14 protein-coding genes are annotated in these 15,731 nt (G+C 59.7%); 8 read left to right on the top strand and 6 right to left on the bottom strand.

All coding sequences use genetic code 11. The annotated features are described in order from the left end of the window. The first annotated feature begins 7 nt into the window (after positions 1–7). Together IF204_RS19110 and IF204_RS19105 are read left to right on the top strand one after the other, a co-directional pair. Complete coding sequence (locus tag IF204_RS19110; RefSeq protein WP_127109585.1) at positions 8–427, top strand: hypothetical protein; 420 nt, start codon at positions 8–10, stop codon at positions 425–427. Continuing rightward, positions 427–1,452, top strand: a complete 1,026-nt coding sequence (locus IF204_RS19105) for a type IV secretion system protein (protein ID WP_194098664.1) — start codon at positions 427–429, stop codon at positions 1,450–1,452. Before IF204_RS19110 ends, IF204_RS19105 begins: the two co-directional genes overlap by 1 nt. 61 nt (positions 1,453–1,513) lie before the next feature. Here IF204_RS19105 and IF204_RS19100 read toward each other — a convergent pair whose 3' ends face one another. Next, the gene (locus IF204_RS19100) at positions 1,514–2,407 is read right to left on the bottom strand and encodes a LysR family transcriptional regulator (RefSeq protein ID WP_194098663.1); all 894 of its coding nucleotides are present in this window, start codon (positions 2,405–2,407) and stop codon (positions 1,514–1,516) included. Positions 2,408–2,531: 124 nt separating this feature from the next. On the opposite strand from IF204_RS19100, the gene IF204_RS19095 reads away from it, so the two are divergent. Further along, on the top strand, positions 2,532–3,527 hold the full coding sequence (locus IF204_RS19095; RefSeq protein WP_194098662.1) for a GNAT family N-acetyltransferase: 996 nt from the start codon (positions 2,532–2,534) through the stop codon (positions 3,525–3,527). A 99-nt stretch (positions 3,528–3,626) separates the two neighbouring features. Here IF204_RS19095 and IF204_RS19090 read toward each other — a convergent pair whose 3' ends face one another. Genes IF204_RS19090 through mobC form a run of 3 tightly spaced genes read right to left on the bottom strand, consistent with a single transcriptional unit; the run spans position 3,627 to position 8,497 of the window. Then, the gene (locus IF204_RS19090) at positions 3,627–5,582 is read right to left on the bottom strand and encodes a type IV secretory system conjugative DNA transfer family protein (RefSeq protein WP_194098661.1); all 1,956 of its coding nucleotides are present in this window, start codon (positions 5,580–5,582) and stop codon (positions 3,627–3,629) included. Continuing rightward, positions 5,575–7,923: a relaxase/mobilization nuclease domain-containing protein gene (locus tag IF204_RS19085; RefSeq protein ID WP_194098660.1), complete on the bottom strand. Its 2,349-nt coding sequence runs from the start codon at positions 7,921–7,923 to the stop codon at positions 5,575–5,577. Before IF204_RS19085 ends, IF204_RS19090 begins: the two co-directional genes overlap by 8 nt. Beyond that, entirely contained in the window at positions 7,910–8,497 is a 588-nt protein-coding gene (gene mobC, locus IF204_RS19080; protein ID WP_088652773.1) for a plasmid mobilization relaxosome protein MobC, read from the bottom strand. The genes IF204_RS19085 and mobC overlap by 14 nt, the downstream gene beginning before the upstream one ends. 552 nt (positions 8,498–9,049) lie before the next feature. Here mobC and IF204_RS19075 point away from each other — a divergent pair. Then, entirely contained in the window at positions 9,050–9,769 is a 720-nt protein-coding gene (locus IF204_RS19075; protein ID WP_119400502.1) for a ParA family protein, read from the top strand. Positions 9,770–9,779: 10 nt separating this feature from the next. Further along, the gene (locus IF204_RS19070; RefSeq protein ID WP_194098659.1) at positions 9,780–10,490 is read left to right on the top strand and encodes a hypothetical protein; all 711 of its coding nucleotides are present in this window, start codon (positions 9,780–9,782) and stop codon (positions 10,488–10,490) included. Positions 10,491–10,530: 40 nt separating this feature from the next. On the opposite strand, the gene IF204_RS19065 is transcribed toward IF204_RS19070, so the two are convergent. Together IF204_RS19065 and IF204_RS19060 are read right to left on the bottom strand one after the other, a co-directional pair. After that, a complete protein-coding gene (locus IF204_RS19065) occupies positions 10,531–11,532 on the bottom strand; it encodes an alpha/beta fold hydrolase (protein WP_194098658.1) in 1,002 nt (333 codons plus the stop codon). Next, entirely contained in the window at positions 11,522–13,108 is a 1,587-nt protein-coding gene (locus tag IF204_RS19060) for an RcgA family putative transporter (RefSeq protein WP_194098657.1), read from the bottom strand. The genes IF204_RS19065 and IF204_RS19060 overlap by 11 nt, the downstream gene beginning before the upstream one ends. Positions 13,109–13,310: 202 nt before the next feature. Here IF204_RS19060 and IF204_RS19055 point away from each other — a divergent pair, with 202 nt between their 5' ends. The 3 genes from IF204_RS19055 to IF204_RS19045 all read left to right on the top strand — a co-directional run bounded on the left by IF204_RS19055 (position 13,311) and on the right by IF204_RS19045 (position 15,729). Continuing rightward, positions 13,311–13,493, top strand: a complete 183-nt coding sequence (locus tag IF204_RS19055) for a hypothetical protein (RefSeq protein WP_194098656.1) — start codon at positions 13,311–13,313, stop codon at positions 13,491–13,493. 240 nt (positions 13,494–13,733) lie between these two features. Continuing rightward, a complete protein-coding gene (locus IF204_RS19050) occupies positions 13,734–14,846 on the top strand; it encodes a Fic family protein (protein WP_194098655.1) in 1,113 nt (370 codons plus the stop codon). Positions 14,847–14,970: 124 nt separating this feature from the next. Next, a complete protein-coding gene (locus IF204_RS19045; protein ID WP_194098654.1) occupies positions 14,971–15,729 on the top strand; it encodes a DUF5131 family protein in 759 nt (252 codons plus the stop codon). Positions 15,730–15,731: the final 2 nt, after the last annotated feature.

Raw genomic sequence — 15,731 nt, 5'->3', positions numbered from 1 at the left:
CCCCCAGATGCGAAAACCAATTCTCGCACTCATGCTTGCCGCCTTGGCGGGCCCCCTTGTGGCGCAGACTTCGCCTCAGGTTTCAAACGATCTCACAGTCGATATGTCGCCTCAAAAGTACCGGATTTGCAACGATCGTCCGGCGCGCCCGACCTGGATGGACGAAATCAATCCGCGGGAAGCCTACAAGGCGCTGACGTTGATGCGTCTCTACGAGTTGCGGTCATGGGAGACGATCAACGAAAGTGGCGATTGCGGCTGTGATGTGCGCTTCCCGTCTTGGGATGCCGCTTCGACCGAGTACGAGGAACAGTTCGCGAGCAACACCCAAGCGGAGCACACTCAAGCCCAATTGGCCCTCCGCAACGAACAGAACCAGATCGCCCGCGCCGTCCAGGATATCTGCGAAGCGCAAGGCAACTGGTAATGAGCATCGTCAGCTGGATGGTTGGAACCGCCGACGGCTTCCTCGCCGATGCGGCCGAGTCCCAGTTCGGAGCCGTGGCGAGCAATACCGGCACGATCGTCCTGCTGATGGTCACGCTTTCGCTGATCGGCGTCTGCATCAACATGGCATTCCAGTTCCGCAGCATGGATGGGGCAAGTTTCTTCTGGTACCTGATCAAGCTGATGCTGATTGGGATCTTCGCTTTCAACTGGGCCAACTTCAACGCTGTCGCAAATGCAGTCATTGGTGGGCTCGACTATGTGGCGGGCGCACTGATTTCATCAGTCGGAGGCGGCGGGGCGGGCGCTACCTATTTCGCAGCCGAATTCGACCGACTGATTACAGAGTTCAGCCAATACCTTAACGCTATCGGCAACAACCTCAACTGGATGACCGGAGCGATCCTCGGCGGCATTGGCCTGGTGCTCCTCAGCCTTCTCGGCTTCATGACCGGCATCGTACTCATCTTCGCCAAGATGATGCTGACACTCATGCTTGGCCTCGCTCCGATCATGATCGCACTGTCGCTCTTTGACGCGACCAAGGATTTCTTCCACAGATGGGTCTCAACCACGATCAGCTATGCCTTCTACCCCATCGTCATCGCCGCCATGTTCTCGACCGTGGTCGGCATGGCCAATTCGCTGCTGGCCCAGCTCGGCGACCCGAACTCAGCCACAAACATCGGCTCGCTGGTGCCGTTCTTCGTGATGGTGTTCCTGGCCAAGGGCTTCGTTGCGGCAACGCCCCTGATTGTGCGGGGGATCTCGGGCAACCTGATGGTGGCGGCAGCGCCCGCCGTATTCGCCGGATCGAGCGGGATCATGCGCGGGCTTTTCAACACCGCCGGTGTCAAGGGCAGGTCGCGGATCGGTGCATTGACCACTGGAGAGGTGCTTGGGCGAGGTGCGGTTCAGACGCCTGCCGCTGTGCGGAGCGCTGCGGCAACGGCAAGCGCGCAGATGGTCAGAATGGCGGAACGGGCAAGACGTTTGCGAGAGTAGAAAGGAGAAAGCAGCCTTTCGCCGCACTGTGCATGAACTCACACAATGCGGGACGAGGCGGTCAGTCGTCATCCCACATCGAAGGTCGGCTTTTCTCGAACTCCGAAGAGATCCAATCAACGATCCGCTTGATGCGCGTCTGGCCCAAATGATCTTTTGCCCATGAGATATAGAGCCCGTCATCTGAGGGCTCGGGATCGACCCAAATCTCCACCAGTTTCTTTGACCAGAGATCATTCTCCACCATGTACGTCGGCGCGATGGCAACACCGTGACCACCAATAGCAGCGTCGAGAGCCAAGGCAGATCGGTCGAAGTTGAGCAGCTTGTGTGTGTCTCCATGCCCGGTTGCCGTGATCAGCTTTTCCCACCGCCGGTGCGCGTCTTGAAGAAGCGGCAGCGTCAGCAACGTCTCCAGCCCCATTGGCCAATCCTGTCGCAGGAAATCAGAGCTGCACACGGCAACAAGGCGGATATCGGTCAAGCGACGCGTTTCGTGGGCTGCATTCGTATCATGCGCTTTGCCGGGCCAGATCGCGATCTCGTTCCGGCCCAGACTGCGCGCCAGAATCTGCTCGTGAACCTGTGTGGTCAAGGAAACGGTGGGAAACTTGGTCGCAAAAGCGCCCATCCGAGGCATCAACCACTTTGTTGCGGTGGACGAACCAAGGTGTAGCGTGACGCGATCACCGACCTCGCCGACGCTCACCAACGCAGTGTCGAGGATCGCCAAAGCTTTTTGCATGGCTGAGTGGCAGCGCTCGCCCTCACGTGTTAGCGAAACGCCCCTTGCACCCCGCACGAGAAGAACCACCCCCAGCTCGATTTCGAGCTGCTTGATCCGCTGAGAGACTGCGCCACGCGAGAGATTCAGCTCTTCAGCCGCGCGTTGCAGATTTCCATGCGACGCGACGACAGAGAAGACCCGGAGCGCGTTCAGATTTACGTTCTTCATTCGATGCCTCAAAGGCGATAGATTTTCTAAACGCTGACGGAATCATCCTGCTTTGTCAATTTGGTTCAGGCGGTCAATACAAGCAGGGAAGCAGTACTCAAGAATAGCTACAAGAGACCGAGCGATGACCCAGACGATCCGACCAGCGACAACCGGCGACATCCCACGCTTGGTCGAGCTTCTTGTGCTGGATGCGCAAGAACGCAATGCAGAGGATACCATCCTCTGGAAGGTGGCGGATGACGCACCCGCGCTGATCGAAAAGGCGCTGACATTTGCGCTGACTGCTGATGGGCAACCCTTTCAACAGTTTTGGCATGTCGCGGAAGATGGTGGTCAGATCACGGGTGTCATTCATGCGATGCTGCTACCAGTGCCCCCGATATATGCAGGCCAGTTCGGCGAGCCGGGGCTGATCCTGCCGGACTCCTTCGTTTTACCCGGAGCACCAAGCGGCACTGTAGAGGGCTTGCTGGCTGCCGCCGAGGAAGCACTTCACCAAGCCGGTGCCCGGATCAAACTTTCCTCCTACGTTGCAGGCGAAGTCTGGCGAACCGCGTTCGAGGCAAGCGGGTATGAACCTCTCACGCTTTATCTGTCACGCAGTGACCTTGGCGATCAGGGAATGCCCGCCGGTGTTCGCCCAGCGACGGAAGAAGATGTTCCGGGTATCGTTGCACGCAGCGCCGAGAACCGGCAGGTTCTTTTTGACATCGACCCGTTCTGGAAAAGCCATCCCGAAGCGGATCCACGGTTTTCAGCATGGATGACGCGGAGTCTATCGCTCCGAGATCGGGACATGATGGTTCTGGGCCCGTCCGAGGACCTGCAGGGCTACATCATCGCACAGCCCGCCTCACGACTGCATTTTCCTCCGGCCCACGACATAACCGGGACGGGTGTGATTGATGACTACTACCACCCCGAGCTTGCCAACCCGGTGGCGCTTGACCTAGGTAGTGAGGATTCCCATGCGCTTTTGCGCGCGGCCGAGGCGGCGTTCGCCAACCGCGGTATGGGAGCGGCCTTTGTCGTCTGTCCGGCAGGATGGAAGTCCAAGATCGAGATGCTGGAATCCGCTGGCTACGAGACAGCAATGGTTTGGTCTAGCAAGCGGTAGGAACTCGCAAAGCTGCCATTGGGGTAGCTCGCAGCATCACGTCCTAGGGCTCGGAACCGTCATTCGCCGCGCCTTGCGCGAAGGTCCGCTGTAGAGAATTCAACGGTGTTCGGCGATGATCGCCCTTGTCGTCTGAACTGCCGAAGCCAGCATCGTTCGGTCCGCGCTCGTGATCCCCAATCCTTCAAAATTCAGCGCCAGTTGACCTTGGCCACCTCCGCTTGCAGCAGCACGAGCCGCGCGGCCGCGGGCCTTCGCTGCGCTGAAATGGTCAGTTTTCGATGCGTTAGGCACATTATGGCCGACTTCCCGCGGTCCCGCAGCCGCCCGCACTTCCTGCAGTTCTTGCTTCAACCTCTCCACCGTTTCCCGAGTCTCGGACATCTGCCGATCCCGCCGCAGACCGTCCTCGTCCGGATACGGGAAACTCCCCGACTGGCCCGCGTGCAGCACCTTGAGCGCCGGGTCCTCGAAATACTTCACCCTTCTTGCCCGGATCGGCATCTGCGCGTCGATTACGAGGATGACCTCGTCGAGGTCCATGCGTCGGGCCTCATCCTCGGTCAGGAGCGGGGTATCTTCTGTCCTCTCCGAGACGCTGCGTCCTTCGAATGGATTGCGTCCAACAGCACGGGAGCGGGTCACCACACGCTTGGTGGTCTTGCCGACAGCCTGGCTCAATTCCTCGATGGTCTTCTGCTCGGACGGGGTGAGGTAGAGCTTTACCCCGGCGCCACCCTGCAGCGACCTGCGGGTGTTTTCACCATAGATCTCGTCCAGCGCGGGGATGGTCTGGGTCACGATGGCGAGGTTCCCGCCGAAGGAACGCAGCGTCTTGATGCTCTCGGCGACGATTGGCATTTTCCCGAGCCGGTCAAACTCGTCGAGCATGATCATCACCGGCCAGGGCTCGTCATCGCCGGGTTCCTGTGCTTGCAGCGAGGCAATCAGGTCCGAAAAGAAGAGGCGGATCAGCGGGGCAAGCGGGCGGATCATCTCGGATTCGACCACAAGATAGATCGCATGTGGGCGGCGGCGGATATCCCGGAATGAGAAGTCAGAGGTCGCGGTGGCCGCGTCGATCGCGCGGTTGTCCCAGGTGTCGAGACCCGATGTCATCAGGAGGGAGAGGTAGGACGTGAGGGTGTCATTGTTGGTTGAGGCCATGCGCTCGAAGATCAGCTTGGCCGAGGTGTTCTTCACCTCCCTCGCGCGCTTCAGATATTCCTTCTGCTTGTCGCCCCCCGAGGCTGTGATGCGATAGATCTCGCCGATGGTCGGCATGCCGCGCTCGAAGGCCAGAAGGCCGGCCGCCACGAAGAGGTCGATACCCCCGGCCAAAAGCCCGCTCAGCTTTTCATTGTCGGTCTGCAGGAAGAGCTTCGCGGTGAGTTTCAACTCCATCTGCTGCCGGTCGGGGTTGGTCATGGCAGCAATGCGCGCCAGCGGATTATAGCGATGTGTCGGTCGGTCCCAGTCGGTCGGCGCGAAGCGGAAAACCTTGTCCCCCATGCTGGCGCGGAAGCGCGAGGTCTCGCGGAAGTTCTCGCCTTTCACGTCCAGCACCACGGCGGAGCCCTTGTAGGTCAGCAGGTTCGGGATCACGAACCCCACGCCCTTGCCCCGGCCTGTAGGCGCCACGATCAGCGCGTGGGGGAAGGTTTTTGAGACTAGGAACGGGCGCTTGGATTTCGGGGAGCCGAGCTTGCCCAAAAGGAAGCCGCCACCGGGCCTGGCAAAGAAACCGTTCCTCTTCATCTCACCGCGGGTCTGCCAATGCGTCGTCCCGAAGCGGGTCAATGCATCCCCCAGGAGCGTGACGCTCAGCATCAGCGATGCCAGACCGAAGCCGCCAAGGATGAGGTTCACCCAGAGGAAGTCTATTGGTGCGGACTGAGACAGACCCCGATATTCGCGGGCAAGCAGGGTGACGTCGAAACGCGGGGGAGAAAGCCCATAGCGGAACATGACAAAGCCGGTCGCCACGACATAGCCCATGGCGAGACCGACCAGCACGAGGCTCAACACTCCTAAGGCAATCTTGCCTTTATCCATGGGTGATCCCCTTCTCACCATGTGCCGCGGCGTGGCGCGCGCGCTGCGCCTCGATCTGCTCTTCGGCCAGAGCATCGAGAACGCGCTCCATGGCCAGGCCATGCGCGGTGACCTCGCTGCTTTGAAGATAGGTCTTGGCGAGTTCCAGCTGTCGCAGCGGATCCTCGGTGAATTTGTCCAGGACGTCCGCGTTACCGGCCCGCAGTGCGTCTATTGCGTCGGGGCTTAGCCTTTCGTTGACCTGCCGGACGATGTCCCGCTGCTCTGACTCGGAGAGCGGGCCCTCGACGTCGGCGTTTCGCACAAAGGCCATGACGGTTGGGGCGGTCTCTTCCAGATACCGGCGCGCGGCGTAGTCTTGTCGCGCCTGGTCCTCAATCTCGAAACTGCGCTCGCTGATATAGGCACGCGACGCGCCGAGCGAACGAAGGTGGTTGATTTCGTCCTGGACGGCCTGCCCGAATTCATCATCCGGCATCTCCGTGCGATAGCGGGCGAGGGTGCGGAGCTCTTCGGTGATCGGGCCGAGATGATCCGAAGGATCCCGCAAGGCGAGGTCCATGTCGCCAGCATGCAGCGTGCGGTCCTGCTCCGATACCGCATATTGCGGCGGCATTCGACCGTCGGTCAGCTGTCCCCAAGCCATTGAGGCCAGTTCTGCATGTTGCGGAGATCTCTGCGCGTAGGCGTCGAACGCGGCGCGGGCCTCTTCCACCTCCACGGCACCTGCCCGCCGGACGGACGGGTCGTCGGAGAACGGATGATCGAAATCCGTCCGGCGGAACTGCGCCACCAGCGCTCTGAACGCCTGCCGCTCCGATGGGGCAAAGATGTCGGACCCATCTTGCGCGAGATCACTCCCAGGTGTCGTCAACCGCTCACCAAGCGCTGCCTCAGCGTTATCCACCTCGTCGACCTCGGTTGGCGCGCGCAGGACGCGTACATCGGTCAAAACATCGCCTAGCCGAACATGCACGGCTTCCAGCCGGTCGAGCGCTTCTTCCCGGTCCGCAGATTTCTCCAGATCGAGGTCGCTCGCTTTGGCAATCCCCTGCAGATCCTGTGCCAGCCACTGGCGCTCCAATGCGGCATTGCCTGCCCCCTCCCGCAGGCGCGCGGCCACAGCCCCGGCGTCGATGCCCGTGCCTTGCAACGCCTCGGCCAGCTTTGGTGCCACCTCTCCATCGTCAAGACGCGCGAGGTGTTCTTCACTTAAGTTCGGCCTTGCATAGATGCCGTCCCGGGATGGGGCATCGACCAGGGCGGCGGAGCGATCCCCGAGCGGGTTCAAATGCGCGACCGAGGCCAGAACGTCGGTCAGCTTGCGCTCGATCACCGGCCTCTCGGCCGCCGGCGCCCTGTCGATCGCCGCCTCGATCTGGCGAATGTTCTGAGAAAACTCGGCGATCAGCGTGTCGAACGCTGCTTCGTCTTGGGACATGTAGATGGCTCCGTCAGATTGAATCTGACCGCCACTGGCAAGGATGGTGCTGGCCCTCTCGAGCGCCTCGGACACGTCTTCGAAATTCGAACGGGACGCCTCCGCCGCGAGCCCGCGATAGATCAAAGCGTTGTGCCGGACGGTTTCCAGTGCGGCCGCCAAGTCAGCACCGGTTCTCTGGCGCTCGACTGGGGGACGACCTTCGTCGCGGGCCTTGTAGATTTCATCGATCTCGGCGCGGTAGGTCGTGACGCCGCGATCCAGACGACGCGTCGCCTCAAGGCGGATCCCATGAACCCGGGCTGCCTCGACCATCGCCTCGCGAAAGGCGTCGTAGTTGAAGTGATGATCCTTCCCGAGAAAGAACATTTCGCCATCCTTGCTGCGGCGGTTCAGAACGATATGCGCATGTGGATGCGCGCGATCTTGGTGTATTGCAGCAATATAGTCGAATTGCGAGCCCTCACCTTGAAAGAACTTCTCGCAGACCGCCTGGGTGATATCGCGCACCTCTTCACCCCTGGTCCCAACCGGGAATGCCATCAGCAGATGCGACGTATGGCCAAGCTTGGGGCTGTAGCGCTCGTTCCACTGGTTCTCGAACCGCCGCGCCACTCGGTTGATCTCGGCTTCCGAGAGCTGCTTCTTCCCGTCATGGGTGCCGCGGCTGTCGAGGATATGGGTCGACTTCGTCGTGAGATATGTGAGCTGCGCCCGTAGCTGCGCCCCGGTGTGGCAGCCCCCTTTCGAGATCGCCTTGAAGATCGCTGGCGAATAGCCGCGCGCGGCGCGAACCATCTGCGCGCCCTTGGAAAGCCCCTGCCAGGATCCCGAAACCCGGCTCCAGCCTCGGTCAAATAGCGCCGGGTCGATGCCACGGACCCGGTCACTCCGCGCCATTCTCATCCCTCTCGGCGAGGCCCGCCAGGGCAGAGCTGATCTCAAGGTCCAGCAGGCTGCGCCGCGCACGCGACATCTCCTGGACCTGGTCGGCCAGATCGAAGACCAGACCTGCAAGGGCGCGGACGTCACGGTGACTTGAGGCCGGGTAGGACAGTCTCTCGCCCCGCACCTTGGCCTCGTTCAGACGTCGCGCGATCTGGTTCACGTTGTTGCCGACCCGGTTGAGCGCGGCGCCAAGGCTGCGCAACTCGTCACACATCTCGTCGTCGGGCAGGAAGACACCTTCGGCCGCCAGCATCAGGCGGCGCATGGCATCCGAGCGGTGCGCAATCCCGCGCCGCGACAGCGCCGCGTCGAACCGGCGCAGGTCGTCGTCCGAGACCCGGATCCCCACAACCCGCGAACGGCTGCCATTCGCTGTCTGACGCTCACCCCAGTGGTTCACCACGTTGTAGATCGTCTTAAGGCTAACATCGTAATGGGCGGCCAACGACGCCGCGGAGGCGCCGTTCCGGCGGTCCTGGGCGATGGTCGATTTCTCGATCTCTGACAGTCTACGACGACGGGGCATTTTGAAGTTAACGTTCCTATTTCTTGCCAACTTCGTACAAGTCCGCCGACTCCCAACGCAAGTGGAGTCGGCCATAAGGGCTTGTACTCAATGTAGAAAATCGCCCTGCAGGGGCGATTTCCCGTCCTTAGTCAAATGGATCGCGCCTCGCGCTCATTGCACCACGCGATGCGGTCTCCGCATCGCGCATCGCGTCTTTCGCGCCCCGTCTCTTGCACCCCGCAAGACGGGTTTTGCCGCGTGCTGACCGTCTCGCGTCACCCGCAGAACGACATACGCGAGACTGCCTCCCGTCGTCTGGAGCGCGCTATCCGTCACCTGCATTCCGTCCGCAGCACATCGCCAAGCGCATCCCGACATTTGGAGGGTGGGTGGTGCCCCGCGACGAATGCTGAAGGCGCCACGGCAGACGTCGCACGGTCATTGCCAAACGCCGTCCGCAGCATGCCAGACGCGGGTCGCATCCCGACTTATGCTTGACCCCTCCGCCTCATGCGTTTAGCGACATTTTGGTATTATCGTTGCGATTCACTATTTTTGCGGAGGATCAGAATGCCGAACGAAAATCTTGTGGTGATCGCAGCGATGGCCCGGAAAGGGGGCAGTGGAAAAACGACGCTTTCGCGCGCCTTGATCAGCGCCGCGATCGCCGCCGGACGCAGAGTGATGTTGATCGACACGGACAGCACGAGAGTACTCGGGGCCTGGCATGCTCGGGCGGAAGCCGGTGGGCTGAGTTCGCCGCTTCTCTGCTCGGCCACCGTCGAAAGCGTGGCGGGTGTCGAGGATCAGATCGATCAGGTCTACATGGCAGGCACGGCAGACTTCATCTTTATCGATACCGCAGGGGTCGGTGCCGAATGGTCCGACGGCATCGCGGTGCTTGCGGACCACATCGTGACGCCCGTCATGCTGTCGACGTCTGATTTCGATGTCGGAGCGCAGACAGCTGATTGGTTTGAGAAACTGAAATCCCGCGTTGACGACCCCTCCAGCCTTCCGCGCCACCACGTCGTCCTCAACATGGTCGACCCGAAAACGACCCGTGCTGACGCCGCCCTGATTGAAGAAGCGCTCACCCGTTTTCCGGTGATTGAGACCGTCATGATGAGGCGGAACACCTACAAGGAGATGGACCAGAAGGGGCTTCTCCACGCCTTGGCGCTGGAAAAGCAATCTGATCCAAACCCTCTGATGCGTCCACATGTACGTCATGTCGTCGAGGCGCTCGAGGAGGCGACGGACATCCTCAACAACATTCTTGCGGCGTGAGGACAGGCGATTGCGCAAAAAGATCCCGACCATCACTAGGCCAGACCCAGCCTACGCCGCCACCCTGCAACAGGGTGACCGCGAGATTCCCGGGAAGGAAGATGAGGCACAGGTCACAGCAACAAAGACAGGCACCCCAGCCACTGACGTTGACGCTGATCGGCACGAGCCAGAGCTTGTGCCAGGAGGTACCGTGGCGCCGCACCAAGTCACCGCGGAAAGCTCTGACCCGCATACCAGCCTGAGAGCTCCCGTATCGGCGCGCGCATTGAGCCCGACCCGGAAGATCGACATCAGAGTCAACGCACTCGAACGACAGGAAGCTGCGCTAGAGACTTGTGGTGTTGAGCCAGCACATGTGGTGCGTGCCGCCCTGCGCCGTGCAGTCAAAGGCTGGCAACTATCGCCGGTCTTCGCGCCAGTCGCGGAGGAGCGGCGCACTCGAAACACGCAGTGGCAGGCACGCACGTCCCTGGCTGTGGATAGGACAAGCCTCGCCGTCCTTCTCCGAGATCACGACCCTCTTGACGTCCTGAGCAAATGGGCCTTGATCCGCGGCCAGGTGGAACCGCGCATCTGGGCGGAGATCGACAGGATCCTCGACGAGCTCAATGGGAACGCGGAGCCAGCGAGTTCCAGAGATGGGAGCGGAGAAGCCGGCGAAGCCGAACGGGAGGAAATCATCGCCCCGGAGACCTCGAAGCGCCCGAATGAAGCGTGACCGTGATCAGATGCCGGCCACCGGGCGCGCCTGCAGGACATCAGGCATTCAGGAATCTTGACGCAGATATCCCCGCACCCAGTGTATAGGTAGGCAGGGACAGCGAGTAATGTCCGCAATTCACCCACTTTACCGTTGGCTTAGCGCCCGCGTGTTCGATCCGTTCAATCAGATGCTTTGACAAGTTCGGCAATACGACCCGGTCCCGACCAGCCACAACCATCTGGAGATCGAGCCCGGGCCGGGCGAGTCTTTCGGTGTAACTCTCAAGGTCCAAAGGTGCCCATGCTTGGCGCAATTGGGCCAGATCAATGCTGTCTTCCAGGCTGGCGCGAATGTGTCGCGTCGCACTTCCCGTCCACACCATGTCCGCCAGGCTTCCGCCCGTCAGAAACAAGGAGGCTTTATTCACCACAGGTTCGTGGGCAGCAATCAAGCCCGCCACCCAGGAACCCAGGCTTATGCCGAGAACAGAAATCTTCTCGTATCCGTCCCGTCGCAAGATTCCGATGAGCTGGCGTCCGTCAACCACCGCCTGTCTAATCGAGCGGACGGTTCGGCCGAGATTCGGGCAGAGCATATAGTCGGCATGGGACGAACCGGGGCGCGCGCGTTCCAGATGATAGGGCATCGCGATCTCAAAGACTGCGAAACCGCGCCAAGAAAAAAACTTTGCGAGTTGTGGGTTCCGCGACGTGGCGTTCCAGTGGTGGAATACCACGAGTGCATGTTTGGACGCCCCGGCGGTTGTTAGCTTGGCTCGCACAGTGTTGTTCTCAATGGTCTCAGTCACAATGCTCGACGGGAAACTTAGCCAGTGGTCGTCCCGGCTCGCTTGCGACAAGGCATCGTCCAGACCGAAAAACGACGACGAGTCGGTGACCGCCTGTTCAGCCAGACGGTAGAATTCTTCGGCTCCACCAGAGCTTCTCGCCCCAGGAAATGCGAGGTCGGTGTCGAGCTCCAAACCGGTCACCGTCTTGTCGTGATCCCGGCGCCGCGTCCTGCGCTCATCCCATCGATCGAGCCACTTATAGTACATAGCCACCGTCCCGCAGCGCCTTTTTTGAGGTTCCGAATCCAGGATCAAACAGGCCGTACAGGGCAACGAGAACTCCGATGCCAAGGAGGACCGTGAACCCCGTGATCGCGCCGATCAGGAGGTAGACCAGGATCAGGAAGAGTACTGCGGTGGTCATTCCAAGCAACGGGATGTCGAGAGGACCTTTCAGACCTATCCGCGTGACCCCAAAGGTGAAGACGACGCAGACCAGGAAAGCCACCAGGAGGCTCGTATAGTGCGTCGGCATACTGTACTCGCCCCAATCGACCGGCTGGCCAAGTCGAGTTGAGACCGACCCGATGTCAGAAACCAGCCAAGCCCAAATGTTTGGGGCAGACACGACAACGTACAAGCTTTGCAGCTTCATGCACATCGCGATGAGAAGCCCGGCGACCGTGCACCGAAAAATTCCGCGCATGATGGTCGAGCCAATTGCCTCCGCTGAACGGGATCGGCTCACCTCAAGCTGACGATGCAAGCTCTCTTCCAACTGCGCGAAGTCTTCGACCAACGTCGTGAGCAATATCAGGCCCGCGGCGAACAGGTAGAAGCACACACTCATGTAGAGATAAGCGGCTCCGGAAAACGCCACTTGTTGAATAATGCCAATTTCGTCCGGGCGCACAAACGCCTGTGATCCCCAGTCTATTGCATAGTTGCCCTCGCCGTTCAAAACCGGGATCAGACGCACATATATCCACTGGAAGACGCCAGCAAAGCCGATGCAAATGAGAAAAGCGGCCCCAAAGGTATAGGACGAAGCCTCGACCTTGCGCATCCAACCGTCGGCCAGTTCCGCTTCACCAATGTTGGAATGGAGCCTGGGGCGCCCCATGCTCTTCCAGACCGCGATCTGATCGACCACGAGCGACATAAAGAGCGGCATCAACAGGATGAAGACGAAAGTCCAATTCGGGGCCCACAGGAATCCCACCTGCTTTTCGACGCCACCCTCACCAAGATAGGTGACACTGTGAATGCCGAGAAAGTAGGAGACGAACTGCAGCGCGACGGCTCCGGCAAAAACAAATGCGGGCAAATTCAAGAATGATTTGCTACTGAATGTCGCCTCGGAAACCCGGGCGAGGCTGAACCGACGTCTCCTTGTCTCACCCTCGGCTGGCTCCGGAACCGCCAGCAACTGATGATCATCGTCTGCCTCGTTCTGTAAATCACTCCCGGCGCGACGCACCGCGCGCCGCTTTGAGACAAGTCGCGACTGGGCCGCACTCAACTCCGCTTGCCAAGCGCTTGCGGCTTCCGGATCGTTGCACCCCAAAACCCGGGCGAGCCAGCGGATGTTATTGGCGCTGATGCCCTTGTCGTTGTTCTCAAACCAGAGCTGGACCGTTCGCAACTCGATGCCGGCTGGATTGGCGTCGATCTGTGAGATCGCCGCAGCAAGGAGGTCGGGTGTCCAGGGCCCTTGCGGAACACCGTCTTCGTCCACGGGGCGCCCGACGCCGGCCGCGGCCACTCGTGCGAAGAGTTCCTTGAAATCTTCGCTGCCACCATGTGGGGGCTGAAAAAATTTTCCGTTCCTTGTCAGTGTCATACGGCGTCGTGTTTCGAGCTGCTTCGTCCGATTTCGTCTTGGGCCGTGATTTAACGACTCGGCACTTGGCATCAAGGCCAAAGATGCAACTGTGGCGAGTGCTCGCTCATATCACCGATTGCAGCCCACGAGGGCTGCTGAGATATCACTGGCGAATAGAGACTTGTCCTCCGTGTCGCCTCGTCACCATTGGAGAGCATGAATGACCCGAACGAAAAAACTGTGTGCAGAAGCAGTTGGAAAGATCATCAACCGGCACGACCGCGATCACGTCGGCTACCTTTACAAATGGAACAACGGAGAACTTCAGAAAGCTTGGTTTGATCGTCCCTGCGCAGATGTAGTCGTCGAGATGTTTGAGGTGGACGTACCAAAGGCAGGTTAGTCGGCGCGGGCTATTGGCGGCATCTTGAAATGGGCAGGAACGACAGACAAGTTGGATCGTCGCATCAGAATACCGAAGGTCGGCCAGAGCTTCGGTCATGTAGAGTGAACCCGGTCAACCTGTTGTCCATCCTGCCCACAGTCATCACTACCCGCTCAGCAGTTCCTTTGAGCGATAGAGTTGACTTCTATGCATCATAAGTGATCTAGATATGAGCTATAGAAAGGATGTCTATAACTCATGGCTTGGAACTGGACGCTGCCCGGTTGGCCGGATTTCCGGTATGATGCCTCCGCTCTGGAGTCGTTCGAGCAGAAGTTTCTGCTGTCGTCCGGGAAAATCCTCGGCGCGGTCCATCATGTCAGCCAGCCGGAACGCGAGCAACTCCGCATCGAACTTCTCAGCGAGGAAGCGATGCAGACGAGCGCCATCGAGGGTGAAATCCTCGATCGGCTCAGTGTGCAATCTTCGCTGCGCCGCCATCTGGGCCTCGATCCGGATAGCTACCCTGCCAAACCGCGCGAACAGGGCGTCGCGGAAATGATGGTCGACGTCTATTCCAGTTTTGCAGAGCCGCTAACCCATGAGACACTGTACCGCTGGCATCGGATGCTCCTGTCCCATGACCGTCGGTTGGAAACCATTGGGGCCTACCGACAACACGCCGAGGCGATGCAAATCGTTTCCGGCCGCCTTGACCGGCCCACGATCCATTTCGAAGCGCCGCCCTCGGAGCGGGTCATGCCTGAGATGGAGCGATACGCGGATTGGTTCAACAAGACCGGGCCGGGGGGAGCAGAGCCGCTTCCAGCGCTGACGCGCGCAGGGCTAAGCCACCTCTATTTCGAGAGTATCCACCCATTCGAAGACGGCAACGGCCGCTTGGGTCGCGCCCTCGTTGAAAAGTCGCTGGCGCAGAACATTGGCCAGCCGACCCTCATCTCGCTCGCCTTCACCATCGAGAAGGAGCGCAAGGGATACTACGATCAGCTCGAGCAGCATCAAAAAACGCTCGACGTGACCGATTGGCTCGTCTGGTTCGCAGAAGTTGTCTTGAAGGCCCAACAGGCAACACTCGACCGCGTCGGCTTCTTCATCAGCAAGGCACACTTCTACGATCGTCACAGAGACCACTTGAACGAACGCCAGGCCAAGGCCATCGCTCGAATGTTTCAGGAAGGCCCTGGCGGTTTCAAAGGCGGCCTCAGCGCCGACAACTATCTCAAAATCACCGGAACTTCACGCGCAACCGCAACCCGCGATCTGCAGGATCTAGTCGAGAAAGGTGCGCTCAGCCGAACCGGAGATCGACGGCATACGAGGTACTGGCTGAAGCTAGATGGGAGAGCGTGAATGGTTGGTAGAAAGCCCGAGATCTTTACTATTGGCACATACGGCACGACGCGCAGTGCCCAGATTGGATGTTCCCTCTTTGTGCCAACCGGCGTAGAGTGGCCGTCAAAAAGGATTGAGAAGGATGGCACAAAAATCTGAAATCGAGTGGACAGACGCGACGTGGAATCCCGTTACCGGCTGTACAAAAATCGGTCCGGGCTGCGACAACTGCTATGCGGAACGCTTTGCGGAGCGGTGGCGTGGTATAGAAGGGCATGCTTACGAACAAGGATTTGATCTGCGTCTCTGGCCGTCACGACTTGACCAACCGGCTCGTTGGAAGAAGCCGCGTATGATTTTTGTCAATTCAATGAGCGATCTATTTCACAAGGATATTCCGATCAGTCACATCGACGCCGTATTTGACGCGATGGAGAGGGCCAATTGGCATGTGTATCAGGTTCTTACCAAACGCTCCTCGCTGATGCGAAACTACGTGAAGAAGAGGTACTCTGGAGAAAAAGTCCCTTCACACATTTGGCTCGGCGTGTCCGTCGAGGACAGCGCACACAAGAGCCGAATCGAACACCTGCGCCAAATCAACTCAGAAGCGCGATTTATTTCGTTTGAGCCATTGCTCGGCAGGATCGGGAACGTCGATCTGAGTGGCATTGCCTGGGCAATCGTCGGGGGAGAAAGTGGACCAAAGGCGAGGCCGATGGAACCGTCATGGGCAACAGAATTACGCCTTGCATGTGAAAAATACGACGTTGCATTCTTTTTCAAGCAGTGGGGGGGAGCCCGTCCAAAGTCTGGCGGACGGCTTCTCGAGGGGGCTGAGTGGAACGGCTTTCCATGGCAGATCGTTCCCAAAGAAATAATGGCAGAGCTGACGAGTTAGGA

This window comes from Marivivens aquimaris, from assembly GCF_015220045.1.
In the GTDB taxonomy this organism is placed as follows: Bacteria; Pseudomonadota; Alphaproteobacteria; order Rhodobacterales; family Rhodobacteraceae; genus Marivivens; species Marivivens aquimaris.
The sequence above is the reverse complement of the archived record's forward strand: the minus strand, read 5'-3'. Positions and strand labels throughout refer to the sequence as shown.